This window comes from Mycobacterium sp. SMC-14 (genome assembly GCF_046250075.1).
Lineage (GTDB): Bacteria > Actinomycetota > Actinomycetes > Mycobacteriales > Mycobacteriaceae > Mycobacterium.
On record NZ_CP176429.1, the window covers coordinates 374894 to 392938 of the forward strand.

17 protein-coding genes are annotated in these 18045 nt (G+C 66.4%); 12 read left to right on the forward strand and 5 right to left on the reverse strand.

What is annotated here, in order from left to right; all coding sequences use genetic code 11:
• Nucleotides 1-4 precede the first annotated feature (4 nt).
• The 3 genes from ACKY0W_RS01790 to ACKY0W_RS01800 are packed head-to-tail and all read left to right on the forward strand — an operon-like array spanning nt 5 to nt 1744.
• On the forward strand, nt 5-982 hold the full coding sequence (locus tag ACKY0W_RS01790; protein WP_409436141.1) for a nitrilase-related carbon-nitrogen hydrolase: 978 nt from the start codon (nt 5-7) through the stop codon (nt 980-982).
• The gene (locus tag ACKY0W_RS01795; RefSeq protein ID WP_409436142.1) at nt 969-1472 is read left to right on the forward strand and encodes a DUF302 domain-containing protein; all 504 of its coding nucleotides are present in this window, start codon (nt 969-971) and stop codon (nt 1470-1472) included. The genes ACKY0W_RS01790 and ACKY0W_RS01795 overlap by 14 nt, the downstream gene beginning before the upstream one ends.
• Nucleotides 1469-1744 carry a hypothetical protein gene (locus ACKY0W_RS01800; protein WP_409436143.1) on the forward strand — a complete coding sequence of 92 codons (276 nt, stop codon included), beginning with the start codon at nt 1469-1471 and terminating at the stop codon, nt 1742-1744. Before ACKY0W_RS01795 ends, ACKY0W_RS01800 begins: the two co-directional genes overlap by 4 nt.
• Here ACKY0W_RS01800 and ACKY0W_RS01805 read toward each other — a convergent pair.
• On the reverse strand, nt 1741-2262 hold the full coding sequence (locus ACKY0W_RS01805) for a winged helix-turn-helix transcriptional regulator (protein ID WP_409436144.1): 522 nt from the start codon (nt 2260-2262) through the stop codon (nt 1741-1743). The genes ACKY0W_RS01800 and ACKY0W_RS01805 overlap by 4 nt on opposite strands.
• A gap of 115 nt (nt 2263-2377) precedes the next feature.
• Here ACKY0W_RS01805 and ACKY0W_RS01810 point away from each other — a divergent pair, with 115 nt between their 5' ends.
• The 5 genes from ACKY0W_RS01810 to ACKY0W_RS01830 all read left to right on the forward strand — a co-directional run bounded on the left by ACKY0W_RS01810 (nt 2378) and on the right by ACKY0W_RS01830 (nt 8976).
• Nucleotides 2378-4645: a molybdopterin-dependent oxidoreductase gene (locus ACKY0W_RS01810; RefSeq protein WP_409436145.1), complete on the forward strand. Its 2268-nt coding sequence runs from the start codon at nt 2378-2380 to the stop codon at nt 4643-4645.
• Between the two features lie 268 nt (nt 4646-4913).
• Nucleotides 4914-6764 (forward strand): molecular chaperone DnaK, encoded by a 1851-nt coding sequence (gene dnaK / locus ACKY0W_RS01815; protein WP_409436146.1) that lies wholly within the window; start codon nt 4914-4916, stop codon nt 6762-6764.
• Nucleotides 6761-7390 (forward strand): nucleotide exchange factor GrpE, encoded by a 630-nt coding sequence (gene grpE, locus ACKY0W_RS01820; protein ID WP_409436147.1) that lies wholly within the window; start codon nt 6761-6763, stop codon nt 7388-7390. Before dnaK ends, grpE begins: the two co-directional genes overlap by 4 nt.
• Before the next feature lie 21 nt (nt 7391-7411).
• Nucleotides 7412-8608 (forward strand): molecular chaperone DnaJ, encoded by a 1197-nt coding sequence (dnaJ, locus tag ACKY0W_RS01825; RefSeq protein WP_409436148.1) that lies wholly within the window; start codon nt 7412-7414, stop codon nt 8606-8608.
• On the forward strand, nt 8605-8976 hold the full coding sequence (locus tag ACKY0W_RS01830) for a heat shock protein transcriptional repressor HspR (RefSeq protein ID WP_409436149.1): 372 nt from the start codon (nt 8605-8607) through the stop codon (nt 8974-8976). The genes dnaJ and ACKY0W_RS01830 overlap by 4 nt, the downstream gene beginning before the upstream one ends.
• A 67-nt stretch (nt 8977-9043) precedes the next feature.
• Here ACKY0W_RS01830 and ACKY0W_RS01835 read toward each other — a convergent pair whose 3' ends face one another.
• Genes ACKY0W_RS01835 through ACKY0W_RS01845 form a run of 3 tightly spaced genes read right to left on the reverse strand, consistent with a single transcriptional unit; the run spans nt 9044 to nt 11824 of the window.
• Nucleotides 9044-9946, reverse strand: coding sequence for an aldose 1-epimerase (locus ACKY0W_RS01835; protein WP_409436150.1), 903 nt, complete (start codon nt 9944-9946; stop codon nt 9044-9046).
• Between the two features lie 3 nt (nt 9947-9949).
• Nucleotides 9950-11116 (reverse strand): FAD-binding oxidoreductase, encoded by a 1167-nt coding sequence (locus ACKY0W_RS01840; RefSeq protein WP_409436151.1) that lies wholly within the window; start codon nt 11114-11116, stop codon nt 9950-9952.
• A 36-nt stretch (nt 11117-11152) separates the two neighbouring features.
• Nucleotides 11153-11824 carry a GAP family protein gene (locus tag ACKY0W_RS01845; protein WP_409436152.1) on the reverse strand — a complete coding sequence of 224 codons (672 nt, stop codon included), beginning with the start codon at nt 11822-11824 and terminating at the stop codon, nt 11153-11155.
• A 183-nt stretch (nt 11825-12007) separates the two neighbouring features.
• On the opposite strand from ACKY0W_RS01845, the gene ACKY0W_RS01850 reads away from it, so the two are divergent.
• Entirely contained in the window at nt 12008-12409 is a 402-nt protein-coding gene (locus tag ACKY0W_RS01850) for a hypothetical protein (RefSeq protein WP_409436153.1), read from the forward strand.
• On the opposite strand, the gene ACKY0W_RS01855 is transcribed toward ACKY0W_RS01850, so the two are convergent.
• Entirely contained in the window at nt 12398-13018 is a 621-nt protein-coding gene (locus ACKY0W_RS01855) for a TetR/AcrR family transcriptional regulator (protein WP_409436154.1), read from the reverse strand. The two genes, ACKY0W_RS01850 and ACKY0W_RS01855, sit on opposite strands and share 12 nt — an antisense overlap.
• A 95-nt stretch (nt 13019-13113) precedes the next feature.
• Between ACKY0W_RS01855 and ACKY0W_RS01860 the strand changes: the two genes are divergently transcribed.
• From ACKY0W_RS01860 to ACKY0W_RS01870, 3 genes are all read left to right on the forward strand, one after another.
• The gene (locus ACKY0W_RS01860; protein WP_409436155.1) at nt 13114-13860 is read left to right on the forward strand and encodes a nuclear transport factor 2 family protein; all 747 of its coding nucleotides are present in this window, start codon (nt 13114-13116) and stop codon (nt 13858-13860) included.
• 127 nt (nt 13861-13987) lie between these two features.
• The gene (gene clpB / locus ACKY0W_RS01865) at nt 13988-16534 is read left to right on the forward strand and encodes an ATP-dependent chaperone ClpB (RefSeq protein WP_409436156.1); all 2547 of its coding nucleotides are present in this window, start codon (nt 13988-13990) and stop codon (nt 16532-16534) included.
• Nucleotides 16535-16693: 159 nt separating this feature from the next.
• Entirely contained in the window at nt 16694-17911 is a 1218-nt protein-coding gene (locus ACKY0W_RS01870) for a PecA family PE domain-processing aspartic protease (RefSeq protein WP_409436157.1), read from the forward strand.
• Nucleotides 17912-18045 lie beyond the last annotated feature (134 nt).

Below are 18045 nucleotides of genomic sequence, written 5' to 3' on the forward strand. Positions count from 1 at the left end.
GACGATGAACACAATTCGAGCCGCCGCCGTGCAGATCAGCCCGGTGCTCTACAGCCGGGAGGGGACCGTTGAGCGGGTGGTCGGCAAGATTGAGCAGCTGTCGCGCCACGGTGTGCGGTTCGCAGCATTTCCCGAAACGGTGATCCCGTACTACCCGTATTTCGCGTTCGTTCAACGCCCTTTCGAGATGCGACCGGAACACCTCAGATTGATGGAGCAGGCCGTGACGATTCCGTCGCCGGAGATCGACGCGATCGCAGCGGCGGTCCGGCAGGCCGAAATGGTCGTCTCGATCGGCGTCACCGAACGGGACGGTGGATCGTTGTACAACACCCAGCTGCTGTTCGACGCCGACGGGAGCCTGCTGCAGCGCCGGCGCAAGATCATGCCGACCTACCACGAACGGATGATCTGGGGGCAGGGCGACGGCAGCGGGCTGCGCGCTGTAGACAGCGCGGTGGGGCGGATCGGACAGCTCGCGTGCTGGGAGCACTACATTCCGCTGGCGCGCTATGCCTTGATCGCCGACGGCGAGCAGATCCATTCGGGCATGTGGCCGGGGTCGTTCGCCGGTGACCTGTTCGCGCAACAGGTCGAGATCAGCGTGCGCAATCACGCGCTTGAGTCGGCTGCTTTCGTCGTGAACGCCACCGCGTGGTTGGACGCCGATCAACAGTCGCGGGTCATGGCCGACACCGGATGCCCGCCCGGTCCTATCTCGGGCGGGTGTTTCACCGCGATCATCAACCCGCACGGTGAACTGCTCGGTGAGCCAGTGCGCTCCGGCGAGGGCGAGGTGATCGCCGACCTCGACTTCTCCGTGATCGATGCCCGCAAGTCGCAGATGGATTCCCGCGGTCACTACAGCCGCCCCGACGTGCTGAGCCTGCTGGTGGACCGCACACCACGTGCACACGTCCAGGACCGATTCGAACAATCGGCAGACCCCAACGCCTTGGAGGTGGATCGTGTCGCAATCTGAACCGCGTGAGACCCGGTTCTCCGGAGTCCGGGTGCGCTACGAGAGCGTCAAGAGCTATGACGAACTGGTCGCTGCATTGCTGGCCGACGTCGGTGCTCGGCCCGTTCCGATCGATGACTTTCCGAAGGACTTCGTCAGTTGGGACTCTTACCGGGCAAAGGTCGAATCCTATGTTGGCCCCAGTGGATTCATGTTGTTTGCGACTTTCGACCATGGGGGCTGGATCCAGAAAGCCGGCATTGCCCGGAAAGTGCTGCGCGCCATCATCGGCAACCCATTGATCGCGATCACCATGTTGCGCCACGACGTGACTGCGGGATTGTTCGCGCCGGTGGAGCTGCTGCTGGTCGACGAGGCGGACGGTCGCAGCAGTTTGACCTACGTCAAACCGTCCTCGCTGATGGTCGTCGAACCCAATGCGGAGCTGCTGGCGGCCGCCGAAGAGCTCGACGCCAAGCTGGCCGTACTGGCAGCGAAGGTCGCCGGATGACGGCCTGCGGTGCTCATGGCGTAGGCGACCGACGACGGACAGTCCCAGCGTCAGCTCTCCGCGCGTTCGCGATCACCCTGACCGAACGGGCCCGCAGCGTCCTGCCCGACCTTGACCGCGCCGGCCGTGAACTCGAGGACTCGATAGCCGAGCCTCTTTCGTCCGCCGAGCGGAACACACTGCGTGACCTGCTGCAGCGCATCGCCGCCGGCGCCGACCTCATCCCCGGCGTGCACCCGGACTTCGCCGAGGGTGCCGCGGACAGCTGTTAGTCGAGCGGCGCCGGCCGGATGGCCTGGCTGAAGCGTGCGGCAATCTGCGGATTGTCGAGCAGGCGCCGGGGGAAGCCGGGGCCCGGGCGCGCATGCGTCTGCTCCAGCCGCACGGCCTCACCGCAGTGCGCGCACACCACGGCGGCTTCCAGCTCATGGCCACATGCGTCGTGCACCAGCGTTACCGGTAGTTCCTTGCCCTGATGCTGCCATCTGTCGCCCCAGGTCTTCAGGGCCGCCATGACCGCGAAGAACTCCCGACCGGATTCGGTGAGCACGTATTCATGTCGAACCGGTTCTGTCTGGTATTCCCGGCGCTCGAGCAGGCCCGCGTCGACCAGCTTGCGCAGCCGGTCGGTCAGGGTGCTGCGGGCGATACCCAGGGAGCCGATGAACGCGTCGAACCGGTTTTCGCCGTAGTAGACCTCACGCAGCACGAGCAGGGTCCAGCCGTCGCCGACCAGGTCGGCGGCTCGGGCGATCGTGCAAGGCCACCCGGCGAACGAGGTCGTTCTCATGCGGCGACCCTATCAGTCGCGTGTTGAGACTGACTTGTGGTGGTAGAGATACGTGCACTACTGTCCAGGTCAGTCTCAATATAAAACTGCCCCGGGAATCGCCGAGGAGCGACGCATGTCCGAAGCCACCGTCACCACTGAGCACCCTGCGGAGTGGAAGCCGAGCGCTTGCATCTTGTGCGAGTGCAACTGCGGCATCGAGGTTCTCGTGGAGCCGCACACCCGCCGATTCGTGAAGATCCGCGGCGACAAGACGCATCCGTCCTCGGAGGGCTACACCTGCAATAAGGCACTGCGCTTGGATGCCTATCAGAACGGCCGAAATGGTCGGCTCACGGTGCCGCTTCGCCGCCGTGCGGACGGCACCTTCGAGGAAGTCGGCTGGGACACCGCGCTGACTGAGATCGCCGGGCGGCTGGGCCGGCTGCGTGCCGAGTATGGCGGCGAGTCGATCTTCTACTACGGCGGAGGCGGCCAGGGGAACCACCTCGGCGGGGCCTACGCGCCAGCAACGATGGCCGCCTACGGTGCACGATTTCGCTCCAGCGCGCTGGCTCAGGAGAAGACGGGCGAGTTCTGGGTCGCCGCCAGGATGCTCGGCCGCCCGCACCGATCCGATTTCGAGCGGTGCGAGGTCGCGGTCTTCATCGGCAAGAATCCCTATCAGTCCCACGGATTTCCGCGTGCCCGGTCGGTACTCAAGCAGATCGGCAAGGACCCGTCCCGGTCGATGATCGTGATCGACCCGGTACGCACCCAGACAGCCGAGCTGGCCGACTTCCACCTGCAGCTGCGCCCCGGCACCGACCTTCACCTGCTGACCGCGATGGTGGCGGTCCTTGTGCAGGAGGACCTGGTCGACCACGCCTGGCTGACTGAGCACGCCGATGGGTTGGGCGAGGTCGCAACGGTGATGCGCGAGGTGTCGATCGCGGACTACTGTGCTGTCGCCGACGTACCTGAGCGGCTCGTACGTGCAGCCACGCGACGCGTCGCCGCGGCCGGGTCGGTGGCAGTCCTGGAGGACCTCGGCGTCCAGATGAACCGCAACTCCACGGCAGTGTCCTACGTCGAGAAGCTGCTGTGGCTGCTCACCGGCAACTTCGCGAAACCGGGCACGCAATACGTGTTCTCCGGCCTCGCGCCGATCGCCCGCGACCGCGGGCTGGCGTTCGACCAGACACCTCGTTCACCGGTCAGCGGGGCGGCGATCATCAGTGGGCTGATTCCCTGTAACTCGATTCCCGACGAAATCCTCACCGACCACCCCGCCCGTTTCCGCGCCGCGATCGTCGAAAGCAGCAACCCGGTCCACTCGCTCGCGGACAGCCGGCGGATGACGGAGGCATTCCGGGCCCTGGACTTGGTGGTCGTCATCGACGTCGCCATGACCGAGACCGCGCGTGAAGCCGACTACGTGCTGCCGACACCCACCCAGTACGAGAAGTACGAGGCGACCTTCTTCGACTTCGAGTTCCCCCGCAACCTGTTTCACCTGCGCCATCCCGTGCTGGACGCGCCGGCCGGTCAGCTGGCCGAACCCGAGATCCACGCCCGGCTGTGTGAGTTGTCCGGGGCGGTCGGCGAGTCCGACTACGCGCCGTTACGCGAGGCGCTGGCCCAGGGCCGGGAAGCCTTCGCCCAGGCGATGCTGGGCGTGCTGGCCGACCGCCGCCTGGCCAAGCTGGCCCCGGTTCTGCTCTACCGCACCTTGGGCCCGACGCTCCCGGATGGCGCCGCGGCCGCGGCCGTGCTCTGGGGGGCATCGCTGATGTGCGCCATGGAGAACCCGCAAGGTGTTGCCCGCGCCGGTTACGGCGAGGGGCTGATGGCTGGGGACCGGCTCTTCGAGGCAATCCTCGCCGGCCCGCACGGAGTGGTCATCACCGATGATGAAGACGACGAGTCCTGGAACAGGCTTGGGGGCAGGCGGATCCAGCTCGACATCCCCGAACTGCTCGATGTGGTGCGCAAACTCGCCGACGACGAAGCCGTCATCACCGACCCCGACTATCCGCTGGTGCTCTCCGCCGGTGAGCGCCGAGACTTCACCGCCAACACGATCTTTCGCGACCCGGCCTGGCGTAAACGCGATCCCGACGGCGCGTTGCGGGTGTCTCAGGAAGACGCCACCGCCTTGTCATTGGTCACCGGTGACCGAGCGCGGGTGAGCACCCGCAGCGGCTCGGCGGAAGCTGTGGTCACGGTGGTCGACACCATGCGCAAGGGGCACATCGCATTGCCGAATGGGTTCGGTCTGACCTCGCAAGACGGCGAACGGGTCGGGGTACGTCTGAACAACCTGACTTCTTCGGCAGATCGCGACGAGTTCGTCGGTACACCGTGGCATAAGTCTGTTCCGGCGAGGCTGGAGAAGGTCTGATGGGTCACGTCTTCTCCGTGCACTGACTCAACGACGTCGCCGCAGCCGCCTGCCCCCATCGCACAAGGTAAGGCCGCCCGGCGTGAGTCCGGCGGAAGCCACAGCGCCGGTGGCTCCTCGGGAACAAACCCGGAACCCAGCTCGTTGACCAACTCGACAAGTTGAGTCATAAGCACTCAAGTCTGGGTTGACAGCCAAGCCGCCCAAGGAGCATCCTTGAGCGCAGTCCGCTCAGACTAGGGATATCGTCTACCAGGGAGGAACCACAATGGCTCGTGCGGTCGGAATCGACCTCGGGACCACCAACTCGTGCGTCGCAGTGCTGGAGGGCGGCGACCCCGTCGTCGTAGCCAACTCGGAGGGCTCGCGCACCACCCCATCGGTCGTCGCGTTCGCCCGCAACGGCGAAGTGCTGGTCGGCCAGCCCGCCAAGAACCAGGCGGTCACCAACGTCGACCGCACCATCCGCTCGGTCAAGCGCCACATCGGCACCGACTGGAAAGTCGAGATCGACGGCAAGGACTACACCTCGCAGGAGATCAGCGCCCGGGTGCTGATGAAGCTCAAGCGCGACGCGGAGGCCTACCTCGGTGAGGACATCACCGACGCCGTGATCACCGTGCCGGCCTACTTCAATGACGCCCAGCGTCAGGCCACCAAGGAAGCCGGCCAGATCGCCGGACTGAACGTGCTGCGCATCGTCAACGAGCCGACCGCGGCCGCGCTGGCCTACGGCCTGGACAAGGGCCACAAGGAACAGACCATCCTGGTCTTCGACCTCGGTGGCGGTACCTTCGACGTCTCCTTGCTGGAGATCGGTGAGGGTGTGGTCGAGGTGCGGGCCACCTCCGGTGACAACCACCTCGGTGGCGACGACTGGGACGACCGTGTCGTCGAATGGCTGGTCGACAAGTTCAAGGGCACCTCGGGCATCGACCTGACCAAGGACAAGATGGCCATGCAGCGGCTGCGTGAAGCTGCCGAGAAGGCCAAGATCGAGCTGTCGAGCTCGCAGAGCACCTCGATCAACCTGCCCTACATCACCGTTGACGCCGACAAGAACCCGCTGTTCCTCGACGAGCAGCTCACCCGTTCGGAGTTCCAGAAGATCACCCAGGATCTGCTGGACCGCACCCGCAAGCCGTTCCAATCGGTGATCAAGGACGCCGGCATCTCGGTGTCGGAGATCGACCACGTGGTGCTGGTGGGTGGTTCCACCCGCATGCCCGCGGTCACCGAGCTGGTCAAGGAACTGACCGGTGGCCAGGAGCCCAACAAGGGCGTCAACCCCGACGAGGTCGTCGCCGTGGGCGCCGCCCTGCAGGCCGGCGTGCTGAAGGGCGAGGTGAAAGACGTTCTGCTGCTTGACGTCACCCCGCTGAGCCTTGGTATCGAAACCAAGGGCGGCGTGATGACCAAGCTGATCGAGCGGAACACCACCATCCCGACCAAGCGCAGCGAGACCTTCACCACGGCCGACGACAACCAGCCGTCGGTGCAGATCCAGGTCTTCCAGGGTGAGCGCGAGATCGCCTCGCACAACAAGCTGCTCGGCTCCTTCGAGCTCACCGGTATCCCGCCGGCCCCGCGCGGTGTCCCGCAGATCGAGGTCACCTTCGACATCGACGCCAACGGCATCGTGCACGTCACCGCCAAGGACAAGGGCACCGGCAAGGAGAACACGATCAAGATCCAGGAGGGCTCCGGCCTTTCCCAGGAGGAGATCGACCGGATGATCAAGGATGCCGAGGCGCACGCCGAGGAGGACCGCAAGCGTCGCGAAGAGGCCGACGTGCGCAACCAGGCCGAGTCGCTGGTCTACCAGACGGAGAAGTTCGTCAAGGAGCAGCGCGAAGCCGAGGGGGGCTCCAAGGTTCCCGAGGACACCCTGGGCAAGGTCGACGCAGCCATCGGTGAGGCGAAGAAGGCGCTGGAGGGCACCGACATCGGCGCCATCAAGTCCGCGATGGAGAAGCTCGGCGTCGAGTCGCAAGCGCTGGGCCAGGCGATCTACGAGGCCACCCAGGCCGAGCAGGGCGCAAGTGACGCCGGCGGGCCGTCCGGTGGCGACGACGACGTCGTGGACGCAGAGGTGGTCGATGACGGAGACACCAAGTGAGCGAAGAGAACTCGCGCGAACAGTCTCCGGAGACCATCACCGTCACTGACAAGCGGCGCATCGACCCGGAAACCGGTGAGGTGCGGGAGGGTTCCTCCGGGCCGGCCCCTAGTGGGCCGGCCCCGGAGGAGCCGGCCGCCGACGAAGGGCAGGCCGCCCAAGCCGACCAGGTCGCCGAGCTGACCGCGGACCTGCAGCGGGTACAGGCGGACTTCGCCAACTACCGCAAGCGGGCGCTGCGCGACCAGCAAGGCGTCGCAGACCGGGCCAAGGCCGCAGTGGTGACCGAACTGCTCGGAATCCTCGACGACCTGGACCGCGCCCGCAGTCACGGCGACCTGGAATCGGGTCCGCTGAAATCGGTGGCGGACAAGCTGACCGGTGCGCTCACCGGCATGGGACTGACGTCGTTCGGCGCCGAGGGCGACGAGTTCGACCCATCGCTGCACGAGGCGGTGCAGCATGAGGGCGACGGGACACACTCGGTGATCGGCACCGTCCTGCGGCAGGGCTACAAGCTCGGCGAGCAGGTGCTGCGGCACGCGATGGTCGGGGTGGTCGACACCGTTCCGGACGCCGCGGCCGACGGCGCGGTTGTCGACGGTGACACTGCTGAAGAGAATTGACAGGTAAGGAGGTGACGCGTCATGGCTCAGCGTGAATGGGTCGAAAAGGACTTCTATAAGGAGTTGGGCGTCTCCTCCGACGCCAGCGAGAAAGAGATCAAGAGCGCCTACCGCAAGTTGGCCTCCGAACTGCATCCGGACCGCAACCCGAACAACCCGACCGCCGCCGACCGCTTCAAGGCGGTGTCCGAGGCCTACAGCGTGTTGTCCGACGAGGCCAAGCGCAAGGAGTACGACGAGACCCGGCGGCTGTTCGCCGGCGGCGGCTTCGGGCGGCGCTTCAACGGCGGCAGCGGATTCGGTGGCGGCAACTTCGACCGGTTCTCCACCGGCGGTGACGGCAGCGAGTTCAACCTCAACGACCTGTTCGGCGCGGCCGGACAGACCGGCGGGGCCAACATCGGTGATCTCTTCGGCGGCCTGTTCGGACGCGGTGCGCAGCAACGGCCCAGCCGGCCGCGGCGTGGCAATGACCTGGAAACCGACTCCGAGCTCAGTTTCCTGGAGGCCACCAAGGGTGTGGAGATGCCGCTACGGTTGACCAGTGCCGCACCGTGCACCAACTGTCACGGTAGCGGCGCCCGGCCGGGCACCAGTCCGCGCGTGTGCGTCTCCTGCAACGGCTCCGGGGTGATCAGCAGTAATCAGGGCGCCTTCGGGTTCTCGGAGCCGTGTACCGACTGCCGTGGCAGCGGGTCGATCATCGAGCACCCGTGTTCGGAGTGCAAGGGAACCGGGCGGGCTGCCCGGACCCGCACCATCAATGTGCGGATTCCCCCCGGTGTCGAAGACGGCCAACGGATTCGGTTGGCGGGCCAAGGAGAGGCCGGCCTGCGCGGCGCGCCCTCGGGTGACCTGTACGTGACGGTGCGAGTGCGTCCGGACAAGGTCTTTGGGCGTGACGGCGACGACCTGACGGTCACCATCCCGGTCAGCTTCTCCGAGCTCGCTCTGGGTACCACGCTCTCGGTCCCGACGCTGGACGGCAAGGTCGGTGTGCGGGTGCCGAAAGGCACCGCCGACGGCCGGATTCTGCGGGTCCGCGGGCGCGGTGTGCCCAAACGCGGCGGCGGTAGCGGCGACCTGCTGGTCACCGTAAAGGTCGCGGTCCCACCGAATCTGGAGGGGCCGGCGCAGGAGGCGCTCGAGGCGTACGCGGCGGCGGAGCAGTCCAGCGGATTCGACCCGCGGGCCGGATGGGCGGGTAATCGCTCATGAGTAAATCGGACAGCGCCCGCACCTTCCTGATCTCGGTGGCCGCCGAGCTGGCCGGGATGCACGCTCAGACGTTGCGGACTTATGACCGGATCGGATTGGTGAGTCCGCAGCGCAGCTCCGGCGGCGGACGCCGCTACTCCGAGAGAGACGTCGACCTGCTGCGCGAGGTGCAGCGGCTCTCGCACGACGAGGGCGTCAACCTCGCGGGTATCAAGCGGATCATCGAGTTGACCAACCAGGTTGAGGCGCTGCAGTCGCGGGTCAAGGAGATGACGGCCGAGTTGGAGATGTTGCGCGTCAACCAGCGTCGCGAGATCGCGGTGGTGCCCAAGAGCACCGCCGTGGTGGTCTGGAAACCGCGCCGCTAGCCGTTTCTTTCGTTGACTCTGCGCTCACGGCGTGCCCTACTCGCACTTCTGCGCCGTGGGCGCAGTGTCAACGGACGTGGATCGAGAATTGGGCCTCGCCGGGCTGTCCTAAGCGTGCTACCGCATAGCCGCCGCGGCGCAGTGCGTCGGTAGGTGCGGCCATCGGCTCGAAGCAGACCACGTCTTCAGTGGCCGGCGCGTAGATCTGCGCCGCCGGATACCCGTGGTCGAACCGCACCTCGATGCGTCGACCGCCGCCGGAGAGCGCGAACACCGCGCCAGGCACCACCTCGTCGAAACCGTGGTCGAAAACCTCCTCGCCTAACAGCTTTGTCGATGCCGGGTGCGGCTCGATCGCGCCGGTGGGGAGGCCGTGTGCGTCGACGATCCGTGCCCGCATCGGCGGGGTCTCGATGAGCCATTGCGCCCTGGGCACTCCGGGAAGCTGCAGATACGGGTGGAAACCGAAGCACAGCGGCACCGCCGTGTCGCTGGTGGCGCTGACCGTGGTGCGCACCGTCAGCGTGCGGTCCGCCAGTGTGATGGACAACTCCAGCAGGTGTGGGAACGGGAACGAGGCCAACAGGTCCGGCCGGGAACTGAAGTCGAGTTCGGCGGTCAGCGCCGATGCCGATCGCGCGCTCACCCGCCAACCGGCATCACCGGCCAGCGTGCCGTGGATCGGTGCGCCGAAATCGTCGGCGTGCACCCCGCCGATTCCCGCGGTGAGCGTCACCTCTGTAGCGCCTACCTGGTAGCCGTTGCCGCTCAATCGATTCGCCCACGGATACAACAGCGGAATGCCCATGGTCTTGTGCTCGGCAACATAGGCGGCGACACCCCGGCGCTGGCCGAGCAGTTCCACGCCGTCATGGCACAGTGACGTCCCGATCATGCCGGCGTTCGGGACGAACGTCGCCGTCAGCGACGACGACGGATCGGACAGAACGCAGGGCTCGAGATCAGTCACTTCTCACTCCGACAATGGGTCGTGTTGAATGCGTTGTGGTGGAGCCCCTTTGGCGACCAAAGCTGACACGGTAGCCCGCGTCATCTCCGGACCGCCACAGACCAGAATCTGGCGATCACCCCAGCTGCCGTACCGGGTGACCACCTCCGCCAGCCGCCCGGTCTGTCGCACATGCAAACCCCGCGGCGGGGTCACGTCGGGGTAGTCGGCGGCCCACTCCGGATCGCGTGCGTACTCCGACACAGGGGTCACCGACAGCCACGGGTTGTGCGCCGCGATCTGCCACAGGGTGGGCAGGTCGTAGAGCTCGCAGGGATAGCGGCCACCGAAGAACAGGTGCACACGAGGATTCACGCCCCACCGGGTCAGGTCCATGATGATCGCCCGCAGCGGCGCCAAGCCGGTACTTCCGGCCACCATCAGCACGTCACCGGCGTCGCGGTCGACATGCAATCCGCCGTGGGGACTGGACAGTCGCCACCGCTCGCCGGGCCGTGTTTCGTTGACGATGGCGGTGCTGACCAGACCGGCGGGGACCGCGCGGACGTGAAATTCGATGGCCCCGGTCTCGTCGGGGGGCATGCTCGGGCTCAGGTAGCGCCACGATCGCGGGCACTGCGGCACCTCGACTTTGACGTACTGGCCCGGGTGATAGGGCAGCGGTTGGTCCAGCTGGATCCGCACGACGGCCATGTCGCGGGAGACCCGCAGGTGCTCGACGACGGTGCCGTCCCACCACGCCGGGCCCTCTTCGGCGTCGGCGGCCCCGCCCATTACCCCGATGATCAGGTTCAGCGCTTCGCGGGCGGCGTCATCGACGGACGGAGTCCAGCGGTCGGCCAACTCGTCACGCAGCGTAGCCAGCAGCACTCGGCCCACCACTTCGTAATGGCGTTGCGTCACACCGTACTTGCGGTGGTCACGGCCCAGTTGAGCCAAAAGCGCCACGGGTTCCTGGGCTCGTTGGGCGATGAATTCTCCGAGCACCCAGCTGATGGCATGCGCGAAAGCGGCCCGCTGGGTGGTCAGGTCGGCGGGGAACAGGTCACGCACCGACGGGTCGGTGCCGAACCATCTGGTGAAGAACTCGGTGACGACGCTGGAACCGTCGGGCGGCACGGCAAACGCGTCATGCAGCACGCGCAGCGCATCGCGATCGTCCAGGCCCACGGCCGCGATCTTAATGCTGGCGGGCGGCACTGCCGCCTATAGCGCGTGAATCCCGTTGTAGACCACCATCGCACCGATGAGGACCAGGACGACGGCGGTCAGCGCGGCGTGCTGCTGCTCCATCCAGTTCTTGAGCCGGTTCAGCGCCGGATCCAGTCGGTCGCTGGCCGCCAGGTAGCCCAGAATCGGGATCAGCACCGAGGATGCGGAGAGCACGACAAAAAATACGGCCGCGGGCCAACTGTCCTCTCTGCGCAGTCCGGCGCTGCCGATGGCCAGGCCGGCCGCCGCGCACATGAACAGCACCTCGGGCCGAATCACGGCGAGCGCCGCGGCCGTCAGGCCCGCGCGGAGCGGCGACATCGAGGTGAATGAGCGCATCCAGCGCGGCATCTCGCCGTGTCCGTGCCGGGTCACCCACCGGTAGACGCCGAACGCGATCAGCACCGTACCGACGACGATCCGCAACCACGACGCCCAGGTCGGCGGGGTCGTGTGCAGGCCGCCCAGCAGTCCGGATATCGCGATGAAGGCGGCGGTCAGTGCCGCCAGGCCCACCAGCCAACCGAGCAGGAAGGCCAGTCCAGTCTCGCGCGGGCGTGCGGTATGCAGCACCAGTACGGCCGGGATGACGGTGATCGGCGAGAGGGCCACCACCAGCGCGAGCGGTATCAACGCGGTCCACAGCGAAGCCAGGCTGGTCGTCATAGCTGCACCGTATCGGACCGGGCGGCGCGTGCCCGGTCACGCAGAACCCCACCCTTGCTAGATACCCATACGGGGTATAGGTTCACAGGATACCTACGGAAGGCGGATATGTCACCCACGTCAGAATGTCGCGACCGGCCCCGCTGGTCGAGGCCCCTCGGGCGCCGATTCGGGGCGGCGGGAGTGGTTGCCGCACTGACCTGCACGCTGGCCTGTTGCCTGCCGGCGATCCTGGTCGCGCTTGGCGCCGGCGCATCGGTCGCGGCCGGTGCGGGACACGCCGGACACGGCGCTGGCGGATCCCAGGGGTGGCTCGCCGCTGTGCTCGACACGCTGCACCGGATCAGTCCTGTGCTGCTGATCGTGTCGATCGTGCTCGTCGCGGTTGCGTTCGCGCTGCGCCGTCGCGCGGCAGTGCTGCCGGCACTGATTGCCGGCGTTGTGCTCTACCTCAGCGTGCACGGCCAGGACGATCCCCTCGTCATGTACGCGGGGATGGCTCTGGGCTACGGCGCCTGGATCGTCCTGTACCTGTGGACGCGTCCGCGGCCCGGCGCAAGCTCGTGTGAGAAGTCAACTCCGTGACGGGCTTGCCATGCTCAACTCGGCGCGCACCAGGTCCGCCGCGAACTTCACCAGTTCGGCACGGCTGACGTGCAGACGGCCATCGGCCCAGTCGAGAACCAGCGTGGTGAGCGCGCCGGACAGTGCGCTGGCACTCATGGCTTGTGCGGCGGTGGCGGGAGACGAATTGCCGGCGCCGGATGTGCCGATCAGCGCGCCCAGTAGGCCAGGCAGCACATCGGCGCGATGATCGGCCAACAGGCTGCTGGACTGCGGCTCGCGCAGCAGGATCCGCAGCCGACGCGGATCCTCCTCGAAATAGGCTGTCGCTCTGTCGAGTGCCACGCTGATCGGAGCCGCTTTGCCTGTGACACCGGCCATCGTGGCAAGCAGCTCCGCGTTACACCGGTCGTACACGGCCAGGATCAGCTCGTCTGTGTCACTGAAGCTTTCATAGAAGTAGCGAAGGCTGAGCCCGGCGTCGCGGCACGCCGCGCGCATGGTGACCCCGGCCGTGCCCCCGGTGCCCAGCAGCTCCACCCCGGCCTCGATCAGCTGAGCTCGACGTGCTTGGGACCGGGCATCGTGGGTCTGGCCGCGCCACACCCGCGGCGCCCTTTCGCCACCCATGCGCACCTCCGAATCGTGGGGACGCTTGAGGATACGTTCCCGGGCCTGCTTACATAGAGGAATCAGGCGATTCCAGTTAGTCGGAGGGTTGGGATATGTTCGACGAAGCGCTATTTCGGGAGGCCATCACCAAGCCGAGGCTGCGCCAGCCGTTGCCGGAATTCCTTCCCGGCAACCGAGCCGGCGGGAGGGTCAAGGTGCTCACCGAGCCCGAGCTCAATGCCATGACCCAGCAGTGGTTCGTCGACCTGGACCGCAAGATCGCCCACTACGCCGACCGCAGGATCGACGTGGCTTTCGCGGCCGAATGGGCCAAAAAGTATTGGTGGAGTTGGCTGATGCGGGACATGTCACTCAACCACGAGCTCTATGTCCCGGACCTGCGCTACAAGGACCCCACTACCTTCGGCCGGATCATCGTGGGGCTTGAGGAATTCGAACGCTATAACTTCTCCTTCCTCGACGCCATCCCGGACTGGCGCTACGACCCCCTCCCCGGGCAGGTGTATTTCGACGTCACCCCGGAGGGTGAGACTCGGATCGTCGTTCGCTACATCGGAAGCGGGCACTTCAGTGGCACCCTGCGCTTCTACCCCTACGATGAGTCGGCCCCGGCGATCCACGGTGTCGGTACCTTCGTGCAGTGCACTGCGGTGGACCGCTACCACTTCAACACCGACGGATTGATGTATGAGGGGGAGACGCTGTTCGACCTGCTCGACGCCACCCAGTCGGCAGGGGTGCTGCCGTCGGATGACAGTTGGTTGTTCCGGGCGCTGATGGGCGCCTCCCGGCTACCGCGGTTGGTCCAGAACGCGCGTCCCACGCTGCGCCTGGGCTGAGGCGGAGCGCCGCTCGGCAGAAAAATAGACTTGAGCGGAACAGACTCAACCTTGACGGCGTTGAACAACACGACAAGCATTTTTGGCGGGACCTTCTCGGCCCGCTCTGACCCCGAATGGAGGTGTCGTGGACTCGTTCAACCCGACCACCAAGACGCAGGCAGCACTGACCGCGGCTTTGCAGACGGCCACCGCCGCCGGCAACCCCGAAATCCGGCCCGCGCATCTGCTGCAGGCCTTGCTGACCCAGAACGACGGGATCGCCGCGCCGCTGCTGGAGGCGGTCGGTGTGAACCCGGCCACGATCCGCAACGAAGCGCAACACCTGATCGATCTGGCGCCGCAGGTCGCCAGTTCCAACGCGCAACCGCAGCTGTCCCGCGACTCGCTGGCCGCGATCACCGTGGCCCAACAGCTGGCCACCGAACTCGACGACGAGTACGTCTCCACCGAGCACCTGATGGTGGGGTTGGCCACCGGCGACTCCGATGTCGCCAAACTGCTGACCGGCCACGGTGCTTCACCGCAGGCGCTGCGGGAGGCGTTCGTCAAGGTGCGTGGCAGCGCTCGGGTCACCAGCCCCGACCCGGAGGCCAGCTACCAGGCGTTGGAGAAGTACTCCACCGATCTGACCGCGCGTGCCCGCGAGGGCAAGCTGGACCCGGTGATCGGCCGTGACACCGAAATCCGCCGGGTGGTGCAGGTTTTGAGCCGGCGCACCAAGAACAACCCGGTGCTGATCGGCGAGCCGGGCGTCGGCAAGACCGCGATCGTCGAGGGCCTGGCCCAGCGCATCGTCGCCGGCGACGTCCCGGACAGCCTGCGCGACAAGACCGTCGTCAGCCTGGACCTGGGCTCGATGGTGGCCGGCGCCAAGTACCGGGGCGAGTTCGAGGAACGCCTCAAGGCGGTGCTGGACGAGATCAAGGACTCCGCCGGGCAGATCATCACGTTCATCGACGAACTGCACACCATCGTGGGCGCCGGTGCCACCGGCGAGGGCGCGATGGACGCCGGCAACATGATCAAGCCGATGCTGGCGCGCGGCGAGCTGCGGTTGGTCGGCGCCACCACGCTGGAGGAGTACCGCAAGTACATCGAGAAGGACGCCGCCCTGGAGCGTCGTTTCCAGCAGGTCTACGTCGGCGAACCGTCGGCCGAGGACACCATCGGCATCCTGCGCGGACTCAAGGACCGCTACGAGGTGCACCACGGTGTGCGCATCACCGACTCCGCGCTGGTGGCCGCGGCCACTCTTTCCGACCGCTACATCACCGCAAGGTTCTTGCCGGACAAGGCCATTGACCTGGTCGATGAGGCCGCGTCGCGGCTGCGGATGGAGATCGACTCACGGCCCGTGGAGATCGACGAGGTCGAGCGGCTCGTGCGCCGGCTGGAAATCGAAGAGATGGCGCTGAGCAAGGAATCCGATGACGCGTCCAAAGACCGGTTGGAGAAGCTGCGCAGCGAGCTGGCTGATTACAAGGAGAAGCTGGCCCAGCTGACGACCCGGTGGCAGAACGAGAAGGGTGCCATCGACATCGTCCGTGAGCTCAAGGAGCAGCTGGAAGCGCTGCGCGGCGAGTCCGACCGGGCCGAGCGCGACGGCGACCTGGCCAAGGCGGCCGAGCTGCGCTACGGGCGCATTCCCGAGGTGGAGAAGAAACTCGAAGCCGCGCTGCCCAATGCGCAGGCCCGCGAGGATGTCATGCTCAAGGAAGAGGTCGGCCCGGACGACATCGCCGATGTGGTGAGCGCCTGGACCGGCATCCCCGCCGGCCGGCTGCTGGAAGGCGAGACCGCCAAGCTGCTGCGCATGGAAGAGGAGCTCGGCAAGCGTGTCGTCGGGCAGCACAAGCCGGTGCAGGCTGTCTCGGATGCGGTACGGCGCAGCAGGGCCGGGGTTGCCGACCCCAACCGGCCCACAGGCTCGTTCCTGTTCCTGGGTCCCACCGGCGTCGGCAAGACCGAGCTGGCCAAGGCGCTGGCCGACTTCCTGTTCGACGACGAACGGGCCATGGTCCGCATCGACATGAGCGAGTACGGCGAGAAGCACTCGGTGGCTCGCCTGGTCGGTGCGCCCCCCGGCTACGTCGGCTACGACCAGGGCGGTCAGCTGACCGAGGCGGTTCGCCGCCGGCCCTACACCGTGGTGCTGTTCGACGAGGTCGAAAAGGCTCACCCGGACGTGTTCGACGTGCTGCTGCAGGTCCTCGACGAGGGCCGGCTCACCGACGGACAGGGCCGCACCGTGGACTTCCGCAACACGATCCTGATCCTGACCTCCAACCTGGGGTCCGGTGGCACCGAAGAGCAGGTGATGGCCGCGGTGCGGGCGGCGTTCAAGCCGGAGTTCATCAACCGGCTGGACGACGTGCTGATCTTCGAGGGCCTGGACCCCGAGGAACTGGTGCGGATCGTCGACATCCAGCTGCAGCAGTTGGCCAAGAGGCTGGCGCAGCGGCGGCTGACCATCGAGGTGTCGTTGGAGGCCAAGAAGTGGCTGGCCCAGCGCGGATTCGACCCGGTCTACGGGGCGCGTCCACTGCGGCGGTTGATCCAACAGGCGATCGGCGACCAGTTGGCCAAGATGTTGCTGGCCGGCGAGGTGCACGACGGTGACGTCGTGCCGATCAACATCAGCGCGGACGGTGAGTCGCTGGTCCTGGGCTGAGATTCCCCTCACGATCAGGCCCCCCGGAAGTAGTTCCGGGGGGCCTGTCGTTTGGCCAGCGCTCCTTTGCGGATGCGGTGTCGAAGCTGATCGGTTAGCCTAGCGGTTACTGAGAAATTCCGGTGTATTCCTGCACCGTTGTTCATCCGGAGGGTAGCCATGTCAGCTCGTCGCCATCGCCTAGTGGGTGCCGTCGGTGCCGTGGGGGCGGTCCTGGCATTGGGTGCGCCCGCCCCGGCCGCTCAGGCGGACTGGGACGACCTGTTCCAGCCGATCATCGACGCGATCAGTTGGGTCGACCCGGGCCTCGCCGCAGACACCGACCCGGGTTCCGCGCTGTCGTCCTTGGACACCCTGTTCAACGGCTGGTACCAGGACCTCGTCTACAACCCGCTCAACAGCATCGCGCCGTGGCTGTTCGGCGACGCTCTTCCTGGCAGTGCCGTTGCCTACGGCCCGGACAGTGACAACCTGCCCGACAGCTTCACCGTCCCGATGGAAGTCAATCTCAACACCCAACCGGTGATCAACGTCTCGGTGGGCGGCGGCGCACAGACCGAGGTGCTGGTCGACACCGGCGCTGCCGGGCTGGTCATCCCGATCTGGAACATCAACCCGTTCGGCATCACGGGCCTGCCCACCGGTTTCAACATCGGTCAATTCGGCGGTGCGTTGAACTACTTCTATCTGGAACTGCCCACCACGGTGACCTTCACCGGTGAGAACGGCGACACCCTCACTGCCGACACCACTGTGGATGCGGTGCTGTTCGCGTTCCCGGCGGACTTCAACCTCTTGGGCCCGTGGTCCATTGAGAGCTACCTGGCCGGCTCCTCCACCGGGATCCTGGGCATCGGACCCAATGCGCTCGGACCTACCCCCGACCACATTCCGACCGCCGATCTGCCGGGCAACCTCGGCAACGGCGTGCTGATCGACCAGCCGGGCGGCAAATTGATCTTCGGGGACAACCCGTATGAGGGCGGAACCGTCATCCAGGGCGCACCGTGGGCGGACCTGAAGGTGCAGCTCAATGACGGACCGCTCACGAATGTCCGCGGGGTGATCGACTCCGGCGGGGTGTACGGCACCATGCCGTCCTCGGCGCTCGGTGGCATCACGCCGACCGCCGACGGAAAGCTGCCTGACGGGACGATCATCTCGGTCTACGCCAAGGACGGCACGACGCTGCTGTACGAGTACAAGGTCAACTCGATGCTCCCGTCGCCAACGGATGAAGCCACTCGCAGCCCGTTCGTGGTGGGCGGTAACAACATGAACACCGGTAACTGGCTCTTCGGCCAGCAGCCCGTCTACATCAACTACGGCGTACCCGGCGGGCAGACCATCATCGGCGGCACCCTCATCGAACCCTGATGAGGTGATGGCCGGGAGTCGGGGTGAGCGTCCCAACCGATTTTTGGCTCTTTCTTGGCTGAATCCCCTGGTGTTCTGCGTCCCTGGGTGGGTTAGCTGACCGCGGTTGGTTACGGCTCAGCGGGTGTCCGTGA